At 70.2% G+C, this 18,421-nt stretch carries 13 protein-coding genes and 1 riboswitch; of the genes, 9 read left to right on the top strand and 4 right to left on the bottom strand.

Translation table 11 applies throughout. From position 1 onward, the window contains the following. Positions 1-215: 215 nt before the first annotated feature. The 5 genes from TR33_RS02160 to TR33_RS02140 all read left to right on the top strand — a co-directional run bounded on the left by TR33_RS02160 (position 216) and on the right by TR33_RS02140 (position 6,332). Entirely contained in the window at positions 216-1,463 is a 1,248-nt protein-coding gene (locus TR33_RS02160; protein ID WP_042281050.1) for an MFS transporter, read from the top strand. A gap of 86 nt (positions 1,464-1,549) precedes the next feature. Continuing rightward, positions 1,550-2,011 carry a TetR/AcrR family transcriptional regulator gene (locus TR33_RS02155; RefSeq protein ID WP_042281047.1) on the top strand — a complete coding sequence of 154 codons (462 nt, stop codon included), beginning with the start codon at positions 1,550-1,552 and terminating at the stop codon, positions 2,009-2,011. Between the two features lie 96 nt (positions 2,012-2,107). Next, positions 2,108-3,862 (top strand): ABC-ATPase domain-containing protein, encoded by a 1,755-nt coding sequence (locus tag TR33_RS02150; RefSeq protein ID WP_042281045.1) that lies wholly within the window; start codon positions 2,108-2,110, stop codon positions 3,860-3,862. 404 nt (positions 3,863-4,266) lie between these two features. After that, positions 4,267-5,190 carry a proteasome assembly chaperone family protein gene (locus TR33_RS02145; RefSeq protein ID WP_014911153.1) on the top strand — a complete coding sequence of 308 codons (924 nt, stop codon included), beginning with the start codon at positions 4,267-4,269 and terminating at the stop codon, positions 5,188-5,190. Then, positions 5,187-6,332 carry a quinone-dependent dihydroorotate dehydrogenase gene (locus TR33_RS02140; RefSeq protein WP_042281044.1) on the top strand — a complete coding sequence of 382 codons (1,146 nt, stop codon included), beginning with the start codon at positions 5,187-5,189 and terminating at the stop codon, positions 6,330-6,332. The genes TR33_RS02145 and TR33_RS02140 overlap by 4 nt, the downstream gene beginning before the upstream one ends. Positions 6,333-6,395: 63 nt before the next feature. Here the strand turns inward: TR33_RS02140 and TR33_RS02135 are convergent, their stop codons facing one another. Then, positions 6,396-7,850: a polysaccharide deacetylase family protein gene (locus TR33_RS02135; protein ID WP_042281042.1), complete on the bottom strand. Its 1,455-nt coding sequence runs from the start codon at positions 7,848-7,850 to the stop codon at positions 6,396-6,398. 283 nt (positions 7,851-8,133) lie between these two features. After that, on the bottom strand, positions 8,134-9,630 hold the full coding sequence (locus tag TR33_RS02130; protein ID WP_042281286.1) for a polysaccharide deacetylase family protein: 1,497 nt from the start codon (positions 9,628-9,630) through the stop codon (positions 8,134-8,136). A 233-nt stretch (positions 9,631-9,863) separates the two neighbouring features. Then, positions 9,864-10,078, top strand: a riboswitch (cobalamin riboswitch). Positions 10,079-10,217: 139 nt separating this feature from the next. Between TR33_RS02130 and metE the strand changes: the two genes are divergently transcribed. After that, complete coding sequence (metE, locus tag TR33_RS02125; protein WP_042281041.1) at positions 10,218-12,503, top strand: 5-methyltetrahydropteroyltriglutamate--homocysteine S-methyltransferase; 2,286 nt, start codon at positions 10,218-10,220, stop codon at positions 12,501-12,503. Between the two features lie 122 nt (positions 12,504-12,625). Here metE and TR33_RS02120 read toward each other — a convergent pair whose 3' ends face one another. Beyond that, positions 12,626-13,660, bottom strand: a complete 1,035-nt coding sequence (locus TR33_RS02120) for a hypothetical protein (protein WP_042281039.1) — start codon at positions 13,658-13,660, stop codon at positions 12,626-12,628. Positions 13,661-14,146: 486 nt separating this feature from the next. Further along, positions 14,147-15,181 (bottom strand): coiled-coil domain-containing protein, encoded by a 1,035-nt coding sequence (locus TR33_RS02115; RefSeq protein ID WP_042281284.1) that lies wholly within the window; start codon positions 15,179-15,181, stop codon positions 14,147-14,149. A 644-nt stretch (positions 15,182-15,825) separates the two neighbouring features. On the opposite strand from TR33_RS02115, the gene TR33_RS02110 reads away from it, so the two are divergent. The 3 genes from TR33_RS02110 (at position 15,826) to TR33_RS02100 (ending at position 18,411) form a co-directional block, all read left to right on the top strand. Then, positions 15,826-16,782: a methionine ABC transporter ATP-binding protein gene (locus tag TR33_RS02110; protein ID WP_014913252.1), complete on the top strand. Its 957-nt coding sequence runs from the start codon at positions 15,826-15,828 to the stop codon at positions 16,780-16,782. After that, complete coding sequence (locus tag TR33_RS02105; RefSeq protein ID WP_017534126.1) at positions 16,779-17,504, top strand: methionine ABC transporter permease; 726 nt, start codon at positions 16,779-16,781, stop codon at positions 17,502-17,504. The genes TR33_RS02110 and TR33_RS02105 overlap by 4 nt, the downstream gene beginning before the upstream one ends. 61 nt (positions 17,505-17,565) lie before the next feature. Then, the gene (locus TR33_RS02100) at positions 17,566-18,411 is read left to right on the top strand and encodes a MetQ/NlpA family ABC transporter substrate-binding protein (protein ID WP_042281036.1); all 846 of its coding nucleotides are present in this window, start codon (positions 17,566-17,568) and stop codon (positions 18,409-18,411) included. Positions 18,412-18,421: the final 10 nt, after the last annotated feature.

Below are 18,421 nucleotides of genomic sequence, written 5' to 3'. Positions count from 1 at the left end.
AACTCCTTGTCTGGGCGGGCTTGTACGCAACGTAGTCGTCCGGAGCGAAGGCGGCAACGGCTCTTCGGTGGAACGGGCGAGGGTGGTGTGCGACACGTGTCCTTGTACCCCGGGTCGGTTCGCGTATAGAAACTGGGACAAGTGTCCCAGTTTTTTCGAGGGGCATCGGCGTCCGCGAACCGCGACGCTCTCCGACCCGATCCCGAGGATCAGCCATGCCCAATCCGTACGCGCGGATCTTCTCCGCGCCCGGGGCCAAAGCCTTCACCGCCGCCGGACTCATCGGCCGCATGCCGGTGGCCATGACCAACATCGGCCTCATCACGATGCTCTCCGCCACCTACGGCGGCTATGGTCTGGCCGGGGCCGTCGCCGCCACGTTCACCCTGTCCATGGCCCTGATCTCGCCTCGGATCTCCCGGCTGGCCGACCGCTTCGGTCAGCGCCGGGTCCTGCCTCCGGCCGCGCTCGTCTCGGTCGCCTCCCTGCTGGCGATGTCGGCGTGCGTATGGCTCGAGGCCCCGACCGCCCTGCTCTTCGTGCTCGCGATCCCCGCCGGCGCCATGCCCAACATGTCCGCCATGTCCCGAGCGCGCTGGACCGAGATCCACCGGGGGACACCTCGACTGCGCACCGCCTACGCCTTCGAGTCGGTGGCCGACGAACTCACCTTCATCACCGGCCCCGCGCTGTCCGTGGCCCTGAGCACGATGGCCTTCGCCCAGGCGGGCCCGCTCGCGGCCGCCGCCTTCCTCGCGGTCGGGGTCGGGCTGTTCGTCGCCCAGCGCTCCACCGAACCACCGGTCCGTGTCACCGGACCCACGGCCGCCGAGCGGGGCTCACGTCTTCTCGACACGCCACTCCTGTTGTTGGTGGCGATCCTTCTCGCGGGAGGGGTGATCGTCGGGGCGATCGACGTCGTCGCGGTCGCCTTCGCCGAGGCCCGCGGTGTCCCCGGCGCCACCGGGATCGTCCTGTCCTGCTACGCCCTCGGCTCGGCCGTCTCCGGTCTGGTCTTCGGAGGACTCCGGATCCCCTGGCGACCACGGACCCAGTTGACGGTCGCGGTCGCGGGTACGGCCCTGACCGCGCCGCTCCTCCTGGCAGCCGACGGTATCGTGACGCTCTCCCTGGTGGTGCTGGTCTCCGGGGTGTTCTTCGCCCCCATGATGATCCTGGTCATGACCCTCATCGAGGGGATCGTCGCCCCCGAACGGCTCACCGAGGGCATGACCTGGGCGCTGACCGGACTGACCGTCGGCACGGCCCTGGGCACCTTCGCCGCGGGCCAGGCGGTGGAGGCCGGCGGGACCGACGGCGGCCTTCACGTCGCGATCGTGGCGGGAGCGGCAGCCCTGGTCGTGGTCCTGGTCGCGAACCGTCTGCCGGAGCGGGCCGCTAAGGGCGGAGAGGAGGTGAACGACTCCGCTACCCTCGGTTCCCGGACCGAGGAGGAGCGCTGACCCAGACCGACGGACGCCGAGCCAAGGGCGAACTGCGCCGCAAGGCCCTCATCGAGGCGACCCTGCGCGTCATCGAACGCGACGGGGTGGTCGGGGTCAGCCATCGCACGGTCTCGAAGGAGGCCGGACTGCCCACCTCCGCCACCACCTACTACTTCACCGGCCTGGGCGATCTGCTCACCGCGGCGCTGACCAGCGTGATGGACGAGGACGCGGGGCGGATGCGCCGCCTGACCACCGAGGGCGACCGCCGACGCGAACTCGCCGAACTGCTCTGCCGGGTCGCGGCGGAACCGGGACGCCTGCTCGCCGAGTACGAACTCTTCCTCCTGGCCGCCCGCCGCCCCCACCTGCGCCGGTCCACGGACGACTGGCTGGCCGCGGTGGGGGCGTTCGCCCGCCGCTACACGGACGACCCCGTCCGTGTGCGCGTGGTCACCGCCGTGATCGACGGGATCCTGCTGCACACCCTCCTCCAAGAGGCCAAACCCACCGCCGACGAGTTCGAGGAGATCCTCGACGACGTCCTGCCGAACCCGGAGCCGTAGGGCCGTTCGGCGGGTCGTCCACAGGGCCGGAGCGGGGAAGGCGTGAAAGACCTAACCTGGCGGGGCAGTGAGAACCGACGACGCCGGGGGGAAACGATGACGGGACGGCAGGGCCACGGGTACCGCGGGGGCGGCCGAGGAGGCGGAGGCGGCGGGGGACGCCGGCCCGAACCCGAGCCCATTCGCGGGGTGCGCGACGACGCGCGCCTGTCCCAAGAGCTGTCGAAGATGGACGGCGCCTCCTATGGGCGCTACAAGTCCCTCAAGGGCGACTGGGACTTCGGCGACTTCACCCTCACCGTGCAGCGGGTCCAGGCCGACCCCTTCGCGCCGCCCTCCCGCCTGCGGATCCTGCGCCCCGACGCCGGGATCCCCGAGAGCGCCTACGCCGACCCGGTCCGCCGCCGGGCCACCGCCGACTTCCTGGGCCGACTCGCCCGTCGCCTGCTCAAGGGGTCCAGGCTCAAGATCGACACCGGGGGCCAGGAGGTCCTGATCCGCTCGTCCTGCCGGGTGGGCGCGGACGGCTCCCTCGACCTGCGGTTCGGTCTGGATCTGCCCGGACACGGGCGGCGGATCGACGGACGCGCCGCCGAGCGCGAACTCTGTCGCACCGTCCCCGAGCTGGTCGACGACCTCGATTGGGAGGAGATCGACCGGAAGGCCGCCGAGGCCTACGCCGACAGCGTGGTCGACACCGTCGCCCTGCGTGAGGCCCTGCCCGACCGCGGGCTGGTCGCCTTCGTCGCCGACGGGGCCGTCCTGCCCCGCCGCAGCGGGGTGAGCGACGAACCCCTGACCGGCGAGGGCATGGTGCCCTTCGCCTCGCCCGACTCCCTGCGGGTGAGCGTCGACCTGCCGCACCGGGGCACGGTGACCGGCATGGGGGTGCCCGAGGGCATCACCCTCATCGTCGGCGGCGGTTTCCACGGCAAGTCCACCCTGCTGCACGCCCTGGAACGCGGCGTCTACGACCACGTTCCGGGCGACGGTCGCGAACTCGTGGTCACCCGCGCCGACGCGGTCAAGATCCGCGCCGAGGAGGGCCGCCGGGTGGAACGGGTGGACGTCGGTCCGTTCGTGCGCAACCTGCCCACCGGCTCCGACACCAGGGACTTCCGCACCGAGAACGCCTCCGGCTCCACCTCCCAGGCCGCCAACATCTGCGAGGCGGTGGAGGCCGGATCGCACACCCTCCTGGTGGACGAGGACTCCACGGCCACCAACCTGATGATCCGTGACGAGCGGATGCAGGAGCTGGTCCACGGCGACCGGGAACCCCTGGTGCCCTTCATCGACCTGGTGCGCCCCCTCTACAGGGAGCACGGTGTCTCCACGGTGCTGGTGATGGGCGGCAGCGGCGACTACTTCGACGTCGCCGACCACGTGGTGATGCTGGACGCCTACCACCCGCACGACGTCACCGAACGCGCCCGCGCGCTCGCCCGCGAACGCACCGACTCCGTGTTCACCCGGCCCCGGGCCCGTGTGGTGGACCCGAGATCGGTGGACGATCGAGGGGCCAAGGGGCGGAGCAGACTCAAGCGTCGCGACATGGACGTGCTGACCTTCGGGGAGAGCGACGTCGATGTCCGCTCGGTGGAGCAGTTCGTCGACGCCGGGCAGATCACCGGGGCCGGGCTGGCCCTGCGCGCCCTGGTCCAGGGCGGCCACCTGAACGGTTCCCGTACGCTCGCCGAGGCTCTGGACTCGCTGGACCGGGCCCTGGCCGAACGCGGGGTCTCTCTGCTCGGCGACGACTTCGACGGGGACTACGTTCTGCCGCGCCGGCACGAGGTCGCCGCGGTCCTCAACCGATTGCGGACCCTGAGGGTCGCCGAACAGCGCTGACCACCGGGGTGCCTTCGAGGGGGACGGCCGACCGCCCTCTCGGCCATCGCGCCATGCGTGATCGGTCGCCCACACCGAAGCTCGGGTGAGGTGCTCGGACGGGGCATCCCGGTCGAGCACCTCACCCGGGCGTGGAACGGGCGGAGGTCCGATCACACGGCCGAAGCGTTCGAGACGCCGCCGATCCGATCCGTCGGGTCCGTACCCGGTGTGACGGCCGGACCACGACGGGCGCTGTGGTCGTGATCACGACCGGGGGGTCGACGCCGGTGGGGACCCGGAACGGGTCGGTATGGTGGAAAAGCAGGGCGTGGCGACCCCGAAGTGCGTCACAAGGGACCGTTCGGGTGGGCCTTCGTAGGCGAGTCGTCCTGTGATCCCGACCCTATGGAGACGAGAATCCGGTGCGTGACCCCGCAGATCTGTACGAACTCCATCCAGGCTTCGACGACATCGTCGGCCCGGTGATGCTGGTCTGTCTGGACGGTTTCGTCGACGCCGGACAAGCGGGCCGCCAGACCTCCGAGTGGCTCTTCGAACGGTTCACCGCCGAGAAGGTCGCGACCTTCGACACCGACCGACTCGTGGACTACCGCGACCACCGGCCGACGATGACCTTCGTCGAGAACACCTGGACCGAGTACAAGGCCCCCGAGATCGGGCTCTACCGGATGCACGACGACGAGGGCACGCCCTTCCTCGTCCTGCACGGGCCCGAGCCGGATCACGAGTGGGAGCTGTTCGTGGCCGCCGTCCATCGGCTGGTCGAACGCTTCGCGGTCTCGCTGTCCCTGAGCGTCAACGGCATCCCGATGGCGGTCCCGCACACGCGCCCGGTCACGGTCACCCCGCACTCGACCCGTCCCGAACTGGTCGCGGGGCACACCCCCTGGATCGGCAGGGTGGAGGTGCCGGCCGGGGCGGTCTCGCTGCTGGAGTACCGTCTGGGCGAGCTGGACCACGACTTCATCGGCTACGCCGTCCACGTGCCCAGCTACCTGGCGCAGTCGCAGTACCCGCGCGCGGCCATCGCCGCGATCGGCTATCTGACGGCCGCCACCGGGCTGGCGATCCCCACCGACGACATGGAGGAGACGGCCCGGGCCGCCGACGTGGAGATCGCCGAGCAGGTGGCCGCCTCGGAGGAGATCCAGCGGGTGGTCGCCAACCTGGAGCGTCAGTACGACGACATCGTCTCCTCCCGTGCCGAGAGCGAGGGGGACTCGAGGTCGTTCGGCACGGACGAGGAGGGCCTGCCCACCGCCGACGAGCTCGGCGCGGAACTCGAACGCTTCCTCGCGGAACGCGAGGGTGACGGAAACGGATGACCGTGTTCTACCAGATCCTCTTCAGCTCGGTGCTGCGTCACATGGACGCGGAGAAGGTGCACAAACTGAGCTTCGCCGCGTTGCGCGGCGTGACCGCAGTACCGGGGGTCTCCGAGGCCATGACCCGGGTCCTGGGCCCGCGTGAGCCGGAACTGACCGTGCACGCGCTGGGGCGCGAGTTCCCCGGCCCGCTCGGCCTGGCCGCCGGGTTCGACAAGAACGCGGAGAGCCCTCGGGGCCTGGCCGCGCTCGGCTTCGGCTTCGTGGAGGTGGGAACCGTCACCGCCCACCCCCAGCCCGGCAACCCCAGGCCGCGTCTGGCCCGGCTGGTCGCGGATCGCGCGATCGTCAACCGGATGGGCTTCAACAACGAGGGTTCGGCGCTGGTCGCCGAGCGGCTGCACCACGACCGCGACCGTGAGGGGCCCGTGGTCGGGGTGAACATCGGCAAGACCAAGGTGACCCCGGAGGAGGAGGCGCCCGCCGACTACGCGCTCAGCGCGCTGCGGCTGGCCCCCTACGCCGACTACATGGTCATCAACGTCAGCTCGCCCAACACCCCGGGTCTGCGCAACCTCCAGGGCGTGGAGCGTCTGCGTCCGCTGGTCGGCGCGGTGCGCGAGTCGCTGGCCGAGGCCGGCCGCTCCGACCTTCCCCTCCTGGTGAAGATCGCGCCCGATCTGGCCGACGAGGACGTCGACGCCGTCGCCGACTTCGCGCTGGCCGAGGGGCTGGACGGGATCATCGCCACCAACACCACCATCTCCCGTGAGGGCCTGGAGAGCTCGGCCGAGCAGGTGGAGGCGGCCGGTGGCGGCGGTCTGTCCGGAGCCCCGCTCAAGCGGCGTTCGCTGGAGGTCCTGCGCCGTCTGCGCGCCAAGGTCGGCGACCGGGTCACCCTGATCGCGGTCGGCGGCATCGAGACCCCCGAGGACGCCTGGGCCCGGATCCGTGCGGGCGCCACCCTGGTGCAGGGCTACACGGGGCTGATCTACGGCGGACCGCTGTGGCCGCGCCGGGTCCACCGGGGCCTGGCCCGGCTGGTGCGTTCCGCCGGCTACCGGTCGATCGAGGAGGCCATCGGCGTCGACGCCCCCGCGCCGGCCCTGAAGGTGGTCGGCGACACCGCGACCGCGGGCTGACACGTGTACGACGAAGGGCCGGTGGGAGAACTCCCACCGGCCCTTCGCCATGGTCCGCCCCCGCTACCAGCTGCCGTCCCAGTCCTCGGGGAAGACGTGCGGGGGTTCGGGGAAGCCCATCGCCTGGCTCGCGGGGACGAACTCGTAGCCCTCGTCCCGCAGCAGCCGGATGATCTCGGGGACCGCGTCCAACGTGGCCTCCTGGGGGTCGTGCATCAGGACGACGCCGCCGGGTTCGACCAGGTCGACGACCCGGTCCACGATCTCGTCGCTCGTCAGCCCCTCCCAGTCCTCGCTGTCCACCGTCCACAGGGTCTCGACCATGCCCTGATCGGAGATCTCCCGGTGCACGTCGTCGTCGGTGGCCCCGAACGGCGGTCGGAACAGCTCCACCGTGTGTCCGGTCTGGCGGCGGACCATCGCGCTCACCGAGGCGACCTGGGAGGGCAGCTCCTCGGCGTCCATACGGTTCATGTGCTCGTGCAGGTCGCCGTGGCTGGCGATCTCGTGACCCTCGGAGTAGGCCCTGCGCAGTGGACCGGGGCGGGTCAGGACGGGGCTCCCGTTGAGGAAGAACGAGGCGGTGACCTTCTCGGCCGCGAGCAGGTCCAGCAGGTCCGAGGTGGCGGCCACCGGCCCGTCGTCGAAGGTGAGCGCGATACAGCGGACCTCGACGTCCTCACAGTCCACGTCGGGGAGCCGGGCGTCGAAGACCCCGGGGACGGGCGGAGGGGCCTCCTCCTCGTCGTCGTCCTCCTCGAACTCGGCCGGTTCCAGGTCGGCGTTCTCGGTCATGGAGGCCTGCCGGGCCCGCTCTCCCAGGTCGGACAGGAGAGGTGCGGCGGTCTCGTGGTCGACGATCACGACCTTGCGTCCGAACTCGGTGGAGGGCACGTGGCCCTCGATCACGGGGGAGAGGTGTCCATCGTCGAACTCCACGACCAGGTCGCCGTTCTCGTTGAAGCCGATCGAGTCGTAGGTCCGCAGCACCGGGTACAGGGTGTCGCCGTCGACCTCCTCGTCGTCGGCCAACTCGTCTCCGACGATCGCGTCGAGCTCGTCGAGGGCCTCCTGTCCGGCCAAGAGCTCGGTGGACTGGGCGGAGCGGCCCGTGGTGGCGTCGTACCAGTGGGTGGAGTAGCCCTCGCGCATGCCGTGCATGTCCTCTTCGGAGCGCACCAGCCGCACCCCGAGAACGCCTTCGCCCGCGGCCACCAGCTCCCAGTCGACGCCCAGGCTCACCGGGTCCCGGGTCCCCGCGCGAAAGTCGGCGACCTCTTCGTCGACGCGTTCCTTGAGCGCCTCGGTGAACGCGTCCGCGGTCGGGAAGACGGGGAGGGTCACGTCGACGGCCACGTCCGGATCGGGGATGTGGGGATGGTCGTCGTAGTCCTCGGCGGAGGCGGTCCATTCGGAGATCCCCTCACCGGAACCGTCCTGGAGCACCGCCATCCGCTCGTTCCCGGACAGTCCGACGGCCTGTTCCCCGCAGGCCGTCAGGGCCAGGGACAGAGCCACCAGGGCCGTCCCGGCGCGGACCCGGATCGTCCGACCCTCGTGAGGCCGGGGCGGGGCCTGATCCGGTACGACTGAGTTCGATGACACGACCCGACTCCCTCGTCCCTTCGGCGGATGCTCTCCCGCGCTCGCTGGGAGCAACATAGGGGACAGCGCCCCGGCGCCCGGGGCACTGTCCACATGTGGACACCGATCCTCGTCGGTGGTCCTTCCGCTCTACCGAGGTCAGTCCTCCCCGCCCCGGTCGGCGGGGGAAACCTCCCCACCGACCGAAGCCGGGGTTCTACAGATCCGTCCCGTCCACGTAGACCTGTCCCGGTTCGGTGGTACCCAGGAGCTGGGACACGGTGACCATGGTGTAGCCGCGTTCGTCCAGCTCACGGATGATCTTGCGGGACGCGTCGATCGTGGTGTCGTGGATGTCGTGCATCAGGATGATGGCCCCGTCGGAGGCCCCGTCCAGGGCCCTCTCGGAGACCACGCCGGCCTTCCGGTCCTTCCAGTCGTTGGTGTCCACGCCCCACAGGATCTGCGCCAGACCGAGCTCCTCGGTGACCTGGTCGACCGTGCCGTTGCGGGAGCCGTAGGGCGGCCGCATCAGGTTCATCGTGTGGCCGGTCTCGCGCTGGACCAGGGCCTGGGTGGTCTCCAGGTTGGACCGCACGGCGCCGGCGCCGATCGTGGCCAGATCGGGGTGGTCCAGGGTGTGGTTGGCGATCTCGTGACCCTCGGCGTAGGCACGACGCACCGTCCAGGGGTGCTCCCTGACGGGGAGGCCTGTGACGAAGAACGTCGCCTTGGCGTCGTGGGCGGCGAGCATGTCCAACAGCTCGGGAGTGCGCCCGCCGGGGCCGTCGTCGTAGGTCAGAGCGACACAGCGCACCTCGGGGTCGGAACAGTCGACGGAGTCGTCGCGCGGGGACATCACCCCGGGCGCCGCCTCCACGGAGCCGTCCTTGTCGGCCTCCGGAGCGGTCTCCACGGTGAACTCGTCCACGCCGGTGGTGGCGGCGTCGCGTGCACGCAGACCGAACTCCGACAGCAGCCCCTCGGCCTCGTCACGGTCGATCACGGCGTGCAGACGCCCCTCCGAGACGGGGGCGATCTGTCCGTCGTCGAACTCCACGACCAGGTCGCCTTCGGAGGAGAAACCGACCGAGTCGTAGAGGGCGTCGATCGGGTACAGGGAGGAGGTCACCGCGGCGGTGTCGGAGACGGCCTCGCGTACCAGCTCGTTGAACTCCTCCAGTTCGGCCTGGCCGGCCAGGAGGGAGCTGGAGCCGCGGACCACACCGTCACCGGTCTCGTACCAGTAGATGCTGTGATCCTCGCGGGTCTCCTCGGAGTCGGTCTCGGTCGTGGTGACGCGTACGCCCACGATCCCGTCGCGTGCCGCCGTCAGTCGCCACTCGCCGGTCATCGAACGGGCCCCGGGCTCGGCCGCCTCGAACGCGGAGGCGCGTTCGGTGAGCGTGCGGTCCAGGAAGTCGGACAGCGGGTCGGCGTTGGGGATGACCGGATAGGCGACGGTGACCTCACCGCCGCCCTCATAGGAGATGGAGGTCTCCTCGAGGCCGGGGAGCGCGTCCGCGCGGACGTCGGTCAGCCCGTCCACCTCCTCGGCGGGGGGAAGGTCCTCCTCCTCCGCCGACACCGTCGTGGCGTCGTCGGTGCTCGGGCTCATGCCGTTCGGGCCCGGTGGTCGGGTCGCCATGGACAGCAGTCCCACGAGCACCACCAACGCGATCGCGACCGTGAGGACGGGATGATCGGGGGTCATGGTCGGACGGTCTTGCTGCTTCACCTGGGGGTTCTCCACGTTCATCGTCAGACGAACGTCCGCGGGAGAGCGGGGGCATGCCTCTTCCACGCAACGCTGATAACGGGTGTGATGCCGTGCACAGGGCAGGGGTTCGCCCTCGTGCTCGGAGGAAGGGGGTACGCCGGGTACAGGGGCGGAGGGGGATCTCCCTATACTCCCAGCTGTGGAAGGTACACACTCCACCGAGTAATCGGAGTCCGTTCCGCGGACGTCGGAGTGTGTCGAAAGAGGGAACCCGGTGTGAGTCCGGGACTGCCCCGCAGCGGTGAGTGGGAACGAAAGTCGTCAAAGGCACTGGTGCTTCGACCCGACGGGTCGGACCCGGGAAGCGACGGCCGGTAGGCGGATCGACGTCTCGTCGAAGGTGCCCACGAGTCCGAAGACCTGCCTCCGCCCGGTGACGCGTCCGTGTCGCCGGTGGTCCCGTGCCCCGAGGGAGGGCCGAGGTCGCGAGACGGGTGTGTCCTTCGGCTCATCCGTGCTCCTCGCGTTCTCTCCCCTCTCCGGGATCGGTGCCCGGCTTTCGACGAGGGAGAGAAGCTTTCATGTCCACCACTCCGACGGCCTCCGGACCGTCCGTGCGCTCCACGGTGCACGGCTACCCGCGTATCGGTCCCCGCCGTGAACTCAAACGCGCCACCGAGTCCTACTGGAAGGGCGCCACGACCGCCCGGGAGCTCGACGACGTCGCCGCGGGCCTCCGCCGGGACGTCTACGCCCGGTTGCGCGAGGCGGGTGTGGACGACATCCCGTCCAACACGTTCTCCTACTACGACCACGTACTGGACACGGCGGTCATGTTCGACCTCGTGCCCTCCCGTCTCCCCTCTCCGGCCCGGGCGGAGGAGCGGGACGAGCGGCTCCGTCGCTACTTCGCCCTGGCCCGGGGCGTCCAGGGGGCGCCGCCGCTGGAGATGACCAAGTGGTTCGACACCAACTACCACTACCTGGTCCCCGAGCTCTCGCCGAGCACCCGGCCACGCCTGGTCGACGACAAACCCGTCGCGGAGTTCCGTGAGGCCCTGGACGCGGGCTTTCGGACCCGTCCCGTACTGCTCGGGCCGTTGACCTTCCTGCTCTCGGCCAAGGTCGCCGACGACGCCCCCGAGGGATGGGAGCCCATCGAGCTGCTCGACCAGCTCCTGGACGCCTACGTCCGGCTGTTGGCCGATCTCGCGGCGGCGGGCGCCACCGAGGTCCAGCTCGACGAGCCGATCCTGGCCACGGACGAGGGCCGTGCCGCCGTCGGGTACCTGGAGCGTTCCTACAGGCGGCTGGGGGAGGCGGAGGAACGTCCCTCCCTCCTGGTGTCCACCTACTTCGGTTCGATCGGTCCGGCGGCGTTGCGGGTGCTCAAGGAGTCCCGGGTGGAGGCGGTCGGCCTCGACCTGGTCACCGACGGGGAGGGGTTCGAGGATCTGGCGGCCGTCTCCGGTCTGGGCTCCACGCGGCTGGTCGCGGGTGTCGTGGACGGTCGTAACGTCTGGCGTACCGACCTGTCCTCGGCGATCGGCCGGTTGGGCACCCTTCTGGCCCTGACGGACGAGCTCTCGGTGAGCACCTCGTGCTCGCTGCTGCACGTGCCCATCGACCTGGACGCGGAGACCTCCCTGGCCCCGGAGCTGCGTGAGGCCCTGGCCTTCGCCGTGCAGAAGGCCGAAGAGGTGGCCCTGCTCGGTCGGATCCTCTCCGAGGGCGAGGCCGTCGACGCGGGGGCCTCCGCACCGCGCAACCCGGCCTTCACCGACGCCCGGGTCCGGGCCCGCCTCGACGCGCTGGGCCCGGACGCCTACGAGCGCCCCGAGGACAGGGGAGGGCCCGACCGGGTCACGTTGGCCACGACCACCATCGGTTCCTTCCCGCAGACCTCGGAGCTGCGCCGGTCCCGTGCCGCCCACCGTCGAGGCGAACTGTCGACGGAGGAGTACCACCGCATCCTCCGCGCGGAGATCGACCGTGTCATCGCGCTCCAGGAGGACATCGGCCTGGACGTCCTCGTCCACGGCGAGCCCGAGCGCAACGACATGGTCCAGTACTTCGCCGAGCGGCTGGAGGGCTACGCGACCACCGAGAACGGTTGGGTGCAGTCCTACGGGACGCGCTGCGTCCGACCCCCGATCCTGTTCGGAGACGTCTCGCGTCCCGAGCCGATGACGGTCGAATGGATCACCTACGCCCAGTCGCTCACCGAGAAGCCGGTGAAGGGCATGCTGACCGGCCCGGTCACCATGCTGGCCTGGTCGTTCGTCCGTACCGACCAGCCGCTCGCGGAGACCGCCCGTCAGGTGGGTCTGGCCCTGCGGGACGAGGTCGCCGATCTGGAGAGGGCGGGGATCCGCCACATCCAGGTGGACGAGGCGGCCCTGCGGGAGCTGCTCCCGTTGCGTGAGGAGCGACGTGAGGAGTATCTGGACTGGGCGGTGGCCTCCTTCCGACTGGCCACCTCCGGGGTCGCTCCGAGCACGACGATCCACACCCACATGTGCTACTCGGAGTTCAACCGGATCGTGGGCGGGATCGAGGCGCTGGACGCCGACGTCACCAGCGTCGAGGCGGCCCGTTCGCGCATGGAGCTGGTGGAGGCCCTGGGACGGCGGGGCTACAAGCGCGGAATCGGCCCCGGCGTGTACGACATCCACTCCCCGAGGGTGCCCTCGGTGGAGGAGATCGAGGCGTCGTTGCGGCTGGCGGTGTCGCACGTGGAGCCCGCGAACCTGTGGGTCAACCCGGACTGCGGGTTGAAGACGCGCGGCTACGCCGAGGCCGAACGGGCGCTGCGCAACATGGTCGAGGCGGCCCGTAGGGTGCGCGCCGACCTGGCCGAGGCCTGATCCGGTCCGTGCCGTCGGGCGGTCGGTACGACGGCACGGACCCGGGTACGGCGAAGGGGCCGCGACACGAGGTCGCGGCCCCTTCTCGTGGTCGTTCCGCGGGGGAACGTCCGGTCGGGTCTTCAGGAACCGACGATGGCGAGGGCCTCGGCCGCCGCGGAGGTCATGATGTCCTCGGCGTTGTCGGGCATGGAGAGGTCCTCAGGATCGACCGACAGACCGTTGATCTGGTAGGTCAGCTCGATGTTGACGTTCGCGGTACGCACCATCAGGACGGCCACGGGGATGAGGTCGCCGAGGTAGTCGTACTCGGTGATCACGAGGTGGGCCTCGTCGCCCAGGCCGTCGAGGGCCTTGTCCTCGGTGATGCTGTCCGCCGGGTAGTAGTCGTCGTTACCACCGGTGTAGTAGTCGACGCTGCTCTGGAACTCGCTGGTGGCGGCCTCGATGGAGTCCGAACCGCTGTAGGGCACCGAGTACGACAGGTTCAGGGAACCGTAGGCGTCGTCGGGGTTGCCCTCGGGGGAGTCGCCGATGGTGGAGCAGGTGGCCGAGTTGTCGGACACGCTCTTGCCCGGGTCGGAGCTGAGCAGGAAGTCGCTCATGACCTGGTCGGTGTAGGCCTCGCAGGGCTCCTGCGGCAGCGCGTAGGGCGGCTCGCCGGAGGGGCCCTCGCCGCCGGCGACGGGCTCCTCGGCCGGTTCGTCGGTCTCGACGGGGGCCTCGGCGGTGGGGTCGGGGGTGACGACCTCGTCGTCACCGCCACCGCGGGCGACGAGCATGATGATCACGGCGATCACGAGGACCACGATGATCACGCCGCCGCCGATGACCACCCAGAGGCCGGCCTTGCCGCCGCTCTTGGGGGGCTGGGGAGGCGGGTAGGGGCCCGGGGCGCCGGGGCCCATGGGGCCGCCCGGTCCACCGGGGCCGCCGGGACCGCCGTAGGGCGGCTGACCGCCCGCGTACATGCCCTGGTCCTGGCCCGGGGCACCCGCGTACATACCCGGGTCCTGGCCCGGGCCGCCCGGGTAGGGGGCCTGACCGTAGCCGGGCTGACCGCCGGTGCCGGGCCCGTAGGGCGGCTGGCCTCCGGTGCCGTCCCCGCCACCATAGGGGTTCTGCGGTGGCTGGTTGTAAGGTCCGTTTTCGCTCATGGCTCCCCTCGCCCGGTGAAGTGCTGACCGTGTTGTCTGGGATGCGCGTGCGCAATGGTGGGTTCTCACGAGTTTCCCGTGGTGACCTTCGGCGGATGGCCGGTCGGGTGACGGCACGGGGAATCGTGGGGAGGACGACCCGGGACCACCGTCGATCCGCGGGCGAGGGCGGACGACGGGGAGCGGGAGTTCCCTGCGTCGTGAGTGGATGTCCCGATGGGAGAACGGGGTTCGCCGTGCATCGTGGTCGGGGCCGGAGGAGAAACGTTCCGTGCCCGTCGAAGAGTCGGGACGTCAAGCATCCTAGCTGCGTAGAGGGACGAAAGGCAGGTCGGATCGGCGTCAGTGGGGTGAATCGTCACCATTTCGTGCCGGTCGAGCGGAGAATCACCCGAGGTGAGGCCTTATCGTGATCTCCCCCTCTGGACATTCGTGTCCTTTCGGGGATAAAGGCGAAGCCCGGAGCGGGGTTCTCCCCGCTCCGGATCAGAACATCGAGATGTGCACGTGGTCGAAGTGGTTCTCGGTGTTGTTGCCACGGTCCGACATCGCGCGCCAGCCCTCGTCACCACGACGGATGTCCCAGATCTGCTGGCGGTAGATGATGTACATGATCCCCAGGTCCTCGGCGTTCTCCTGGGCCCAGTACGCGATGTCCCAACCCCGCTGCTCCTGTTCGGGCGGGGGCTTGCGGCCGTTGGCGTCCACCATGAAGTCGCAGGCGCGCCCCTTGGGGTGCTCGCCCACGACCCAGCCGCCCACCGCGCGGTAACAGCCCACGCCGCCGACGTCGTCGCCCCGGCCGAACTCCTGGATGATCACGTCGCGCATCTGCTCGGTGCGCGGGGTGATGTTGTCCGGCGGCCGCATGGGCTGCTCGGGGTGGTCGGCGATGAGCCGGCGCACCTCCATGCGCCGGTCCTCCAACTCGTCCATGTCGGCCTCGGCCTCGGCCAGCCGCTCCTCGGCGTTCTCCCTGGCCACCTGGTCCCGGGACAGGGCCTGGTCCAGCTGGTCGATCCGGTCCTGGTTACTGCTGGACAGGTAGTCGATGACGACCGCGCGGTCGATGACCTCGTCGGGTTCGGTGTCCACGAACAGTGACATCGACGGGTCGATACCGCTGCTGGTGTAGGTGGCCACCGCGAGGGCGCGCACCTGGGCGCGGACCTCCTCGACCGCCTCGTTGGTGGCGTCGGCCCGGCTCTGGGCGCGTTCGGCCTCCTCCATGACCTGCTCCATGTCGCGGAGCTCGCCGTTGTACTCCTCGGTGAGGGCCTCGGCCCGCTCCTCCAGAGAGCCCATGCTCTCCGGCTCGCGGGGAGGAAGCGGCGCGGCGGTCGCCGGGGCGGGCAGGGCGGTGGCGGCCAGGAGCGCGGTGACCAGCGCGACCACCCGGGCCCGACCTGGGAGAAGCGCACGGGCGCCATCGGCGAGGGTCTCCCGCCAGGTGGCGTCGGTGGGGTCGGGCGCCCAGAAGTCGACGTAGTCGTCCACTCTGTTCAGATCATCGGACTGCACGGTGTGGTCGCTCCTCGTGCCCGCGGGCGCCCTCACGGGCACAGGACGCCGTGGGCGCTGCTTCTCGTCATCTCCCGGACCGCTGCCGCGGCCGTCGCCGTACGGGCGGGCCTCGACCTTCGTCGGTCGCCTCGGCGCGTGAAGGTCACGGGACGGTAATGAGTGTAGGCACTCTCTTGGGTGTTCGTGAGAGGCCGTGCGGCTTACCCCGGTGGTCATGGGGCTGATGTGGTCTAAATAACCATATTCAGGTCAACGATTTTGTCGACCGGCCGACGTGGTCATGGTTGAGTTGGTGCCGTGATGGCTCCTGAGCACGACGAAGCGACCCCCGCCTCCTCGGTGGACACCGCCCGGCGGCCTCTTCCGCTGCCCGGCTGTCGCTGTCGAATGCCCCGCTTCCGCTCCGCCTGAGCCCTTCGCTCCACCGGGGAACGCACGTCGAGCCGTGTCCGGGCTCCGGTCCCGAACCCTCTGGAGCCCCCGACCGCCGGTCCCTCCGGCGCGTCGACGCCGTCCACCGACCGGGCGCTCCGTACGCTCGGGTGTGGGCGTCAAACCCACGCTGATCCAGCCTTTCTCCGCGAAGCGCGGGAGCTGTGACACCACCGCCAGACGTCGATGGGAAAACCGTGATTGACGCAGTGGGTCTGCACAAGACCTACAGGTTGAAGAAACGCCAGGTAGAGGCCCTCAAGGGCGTCGACCTGCATGTCGAGTCCGGCGAGATCTTCGGGGTCGTCGGCCAGAGCGGTGCGGGCAAGAGCACGCTCCTGCGCTCGGTGAACCTCCTGGAACGTCCCGACGAGGGCAGTGTCCGGGTCGGCGACGAGGAGCTCACCGCCCTGCGCGGATCCCGACTGCGCGAGGCCCGTCGGGGGATCGGCATGGTGCACCAGCACTTCGCCCTGCTCTCCTCGCGCACGGTCGCCGGTAACGTCGGCTTCCCGCTGGAGGTCGCCGGTGTCTCCCGCGCCGAGCGCTCACGTCGTGTCGGCGAGCTCTTGGAGCTGGTCGGGCTGAGCGACAAGGCCCGCGCCTACCCCTCCCAGCTCTCCGGCGGCCAGAAGCAGCGCGTGGGCATCGCCCGCGCCCTGGCCCCCGAACCCAAGGTGCTGCTCAGCGACGAGGCGACCTCGGCCCTGGACCCGGCCACGACCGAGTCCATCCTGTCCCTGCTGCGCAGCCTCCGCGACGAGCTCGGTCTGACCATCCTGCTGATCACCCACGAGATGGACGTGATCAAGAGGATCTGCGACTCCGCCGCGATCATGGAGAACGGCGAGTTCCGCGAATCCGGTCGGGTGCTGGACCTGATCGGCACGCCCGGTTCCCTGCTGGCGCGCTCGCTCTTCCCGCTGCCGGACAACGGCGGCCCGGAGACGGTGGTCATCACCTATCCGCGCTCCTTCGACGAGCCCTTCATGTCCGAATTGACCCGCCGCTTCGACGTGGACGTCAACATCCTCGGAGGAGGGGTGGAGCAGGTGGCCGGTCAATCCGTGGGCCGCCTGAGCGTCGACATGCGCGGTTCCCGTCGTGCCGAGGCGCTGACCTACCTGTCCGAGCACGGCCTGCTGGTCGAGGAGGCCGGAAAGTGACCACCGATCGGATCCTGTACCTGGCCGACGAGGGCAACGCCGTCACGGCCGTCCTCGACTTCGTCTACGACTGGCCGAACATGTGGCCCAGCCTGTGGCTCGGCACCCAGGACACCGTCTACATGGTGCTGTGGGCGACGATCTTCAGCGTGCTCGTCGGTCTTCCCCTGGGAGTCCTGCTGGTCACCACCGACCGGGGCGGGCTCACGCCCGCGCCGGCGGTCCGCGCCGTGCTCAGCGCCATCGTCAACATCGGCCGTTCCCTGCCCTTCATCGTGCTGATGGTGGCGGTGCTGAGCCTGACCCGCTTCCTCGTGGGGACCACTCTGGGCCCCACCGCCGCGATCGTGCCGTTGAGCATCGGCGCCATCCCGTTCTTCGCCCGTCTGGTGGAGACCTCTCTGCGGGAGGTGGATCGCGGGGTGATCGAGGCCGCCTACGCCATGGGCACCCGCAAGCTCACCATCGTGGGCAAGGTGCTGCTGCCGGAGGCGCTGCCCGGTCTGATCGCGGGTCTGGTGATGACCGTGGTCACGCTGATCTCCTACTCGGCGATGGCCGGCGCCATCGGCGGCGGCGGCCTGGGCGACCTGGCGATCCGCGAGGGCTACCAGCGCTTCAACGACCACTACCTCTGGGCGACCGTCATCCTCCTCGTCGTCATCGTGCAGATCGCGCAGAGTCTGGGCGATCTGTTGGTGCGCCGCCTCTCCCGGCGCTGAGTCCTTCCCCCTCCCCTCGCCCCCTCCGGTCGGATGTCGAATCGACGGCAAGGAGAACGCCATGTCAGGGAGCGTGAAGGCGACCCGGGGGATCGCCGTGTTCGGTGCGGTGGCCCTGCTGCTCACCGGGTGCGGAAGTCCCAGCGAACGGGCCGGACGGGGTGAGGGGGACGAGGACCTGGTGACACTGCGGGTGGGGGCCAGTCCGGTTCCGCACGCGGAGATCCTGGAGTTCGTGGACGAGGAGTTGGCGGCCGAGGCCGGGTTGGCCATCGACGTGGTCGAGTACACCGACTACAACCAGCCCAACGCGGCCCTGTCCGAGGGGGAGCTGGACGCGAACTACTACCAGACGCGTCCCTTCCTGGAGGAGTATCTGGCGGGCAACCCCGAGGCGGACCTGACCTACGTCGGGGACGTGCACCTGGAGGCCTTCGGTCTGTACTCGGAGAGGATCTCCGACCTGGCCGACCTGCCGGAGGGCGCGCGGATCGGGGTGCCCAACGACGTGTCCAACATGGGGCGCGCGTTGAACCTGCTCGCCGAACACGACGTGATCACCCTCGCCGACAGTGGTGGGAACACCCCCTCCCTGGACGACGTCGAGGAGGATCCGAAGGGTGCCGCGATCACCCCGGTGGAGGCGGCGCAACTGCCCCGATCGCTCCCGGACCTGGACGCCGCCGTGGTCAACGGCAACTACGCCCTCGAAGCGGACCTGCCCGACACCGCGGAGGTCCTGGGGTGGGAGCGGACCGAGGGCAGCGTCTACGGCAACGGCCTCGTGGTGCGCGCGGCCGACGCCGACTCCGCGGACATCGCGCGGTTGAACGAGCTGTTGCACAGCCCCCGGGCGCGCTCCTTCATGGAGCAGCGCTGGCAGGGCATCGTCATCCCGATGGGCTGACGAGGGAGCG

Source organism: Nocardiopsis alba (assembly GCF_000710955.1).
Taxonomy (GTDB): Bacteria; Actinomycetota; Actinomycetes; order Streptosporangiales; family Streptosporangiaceae; genus Nocardiopsis; species Nocardiopsis alba.
This window is presented reverse-complemented; position numbering and strand designations above follow the sequence as displayed.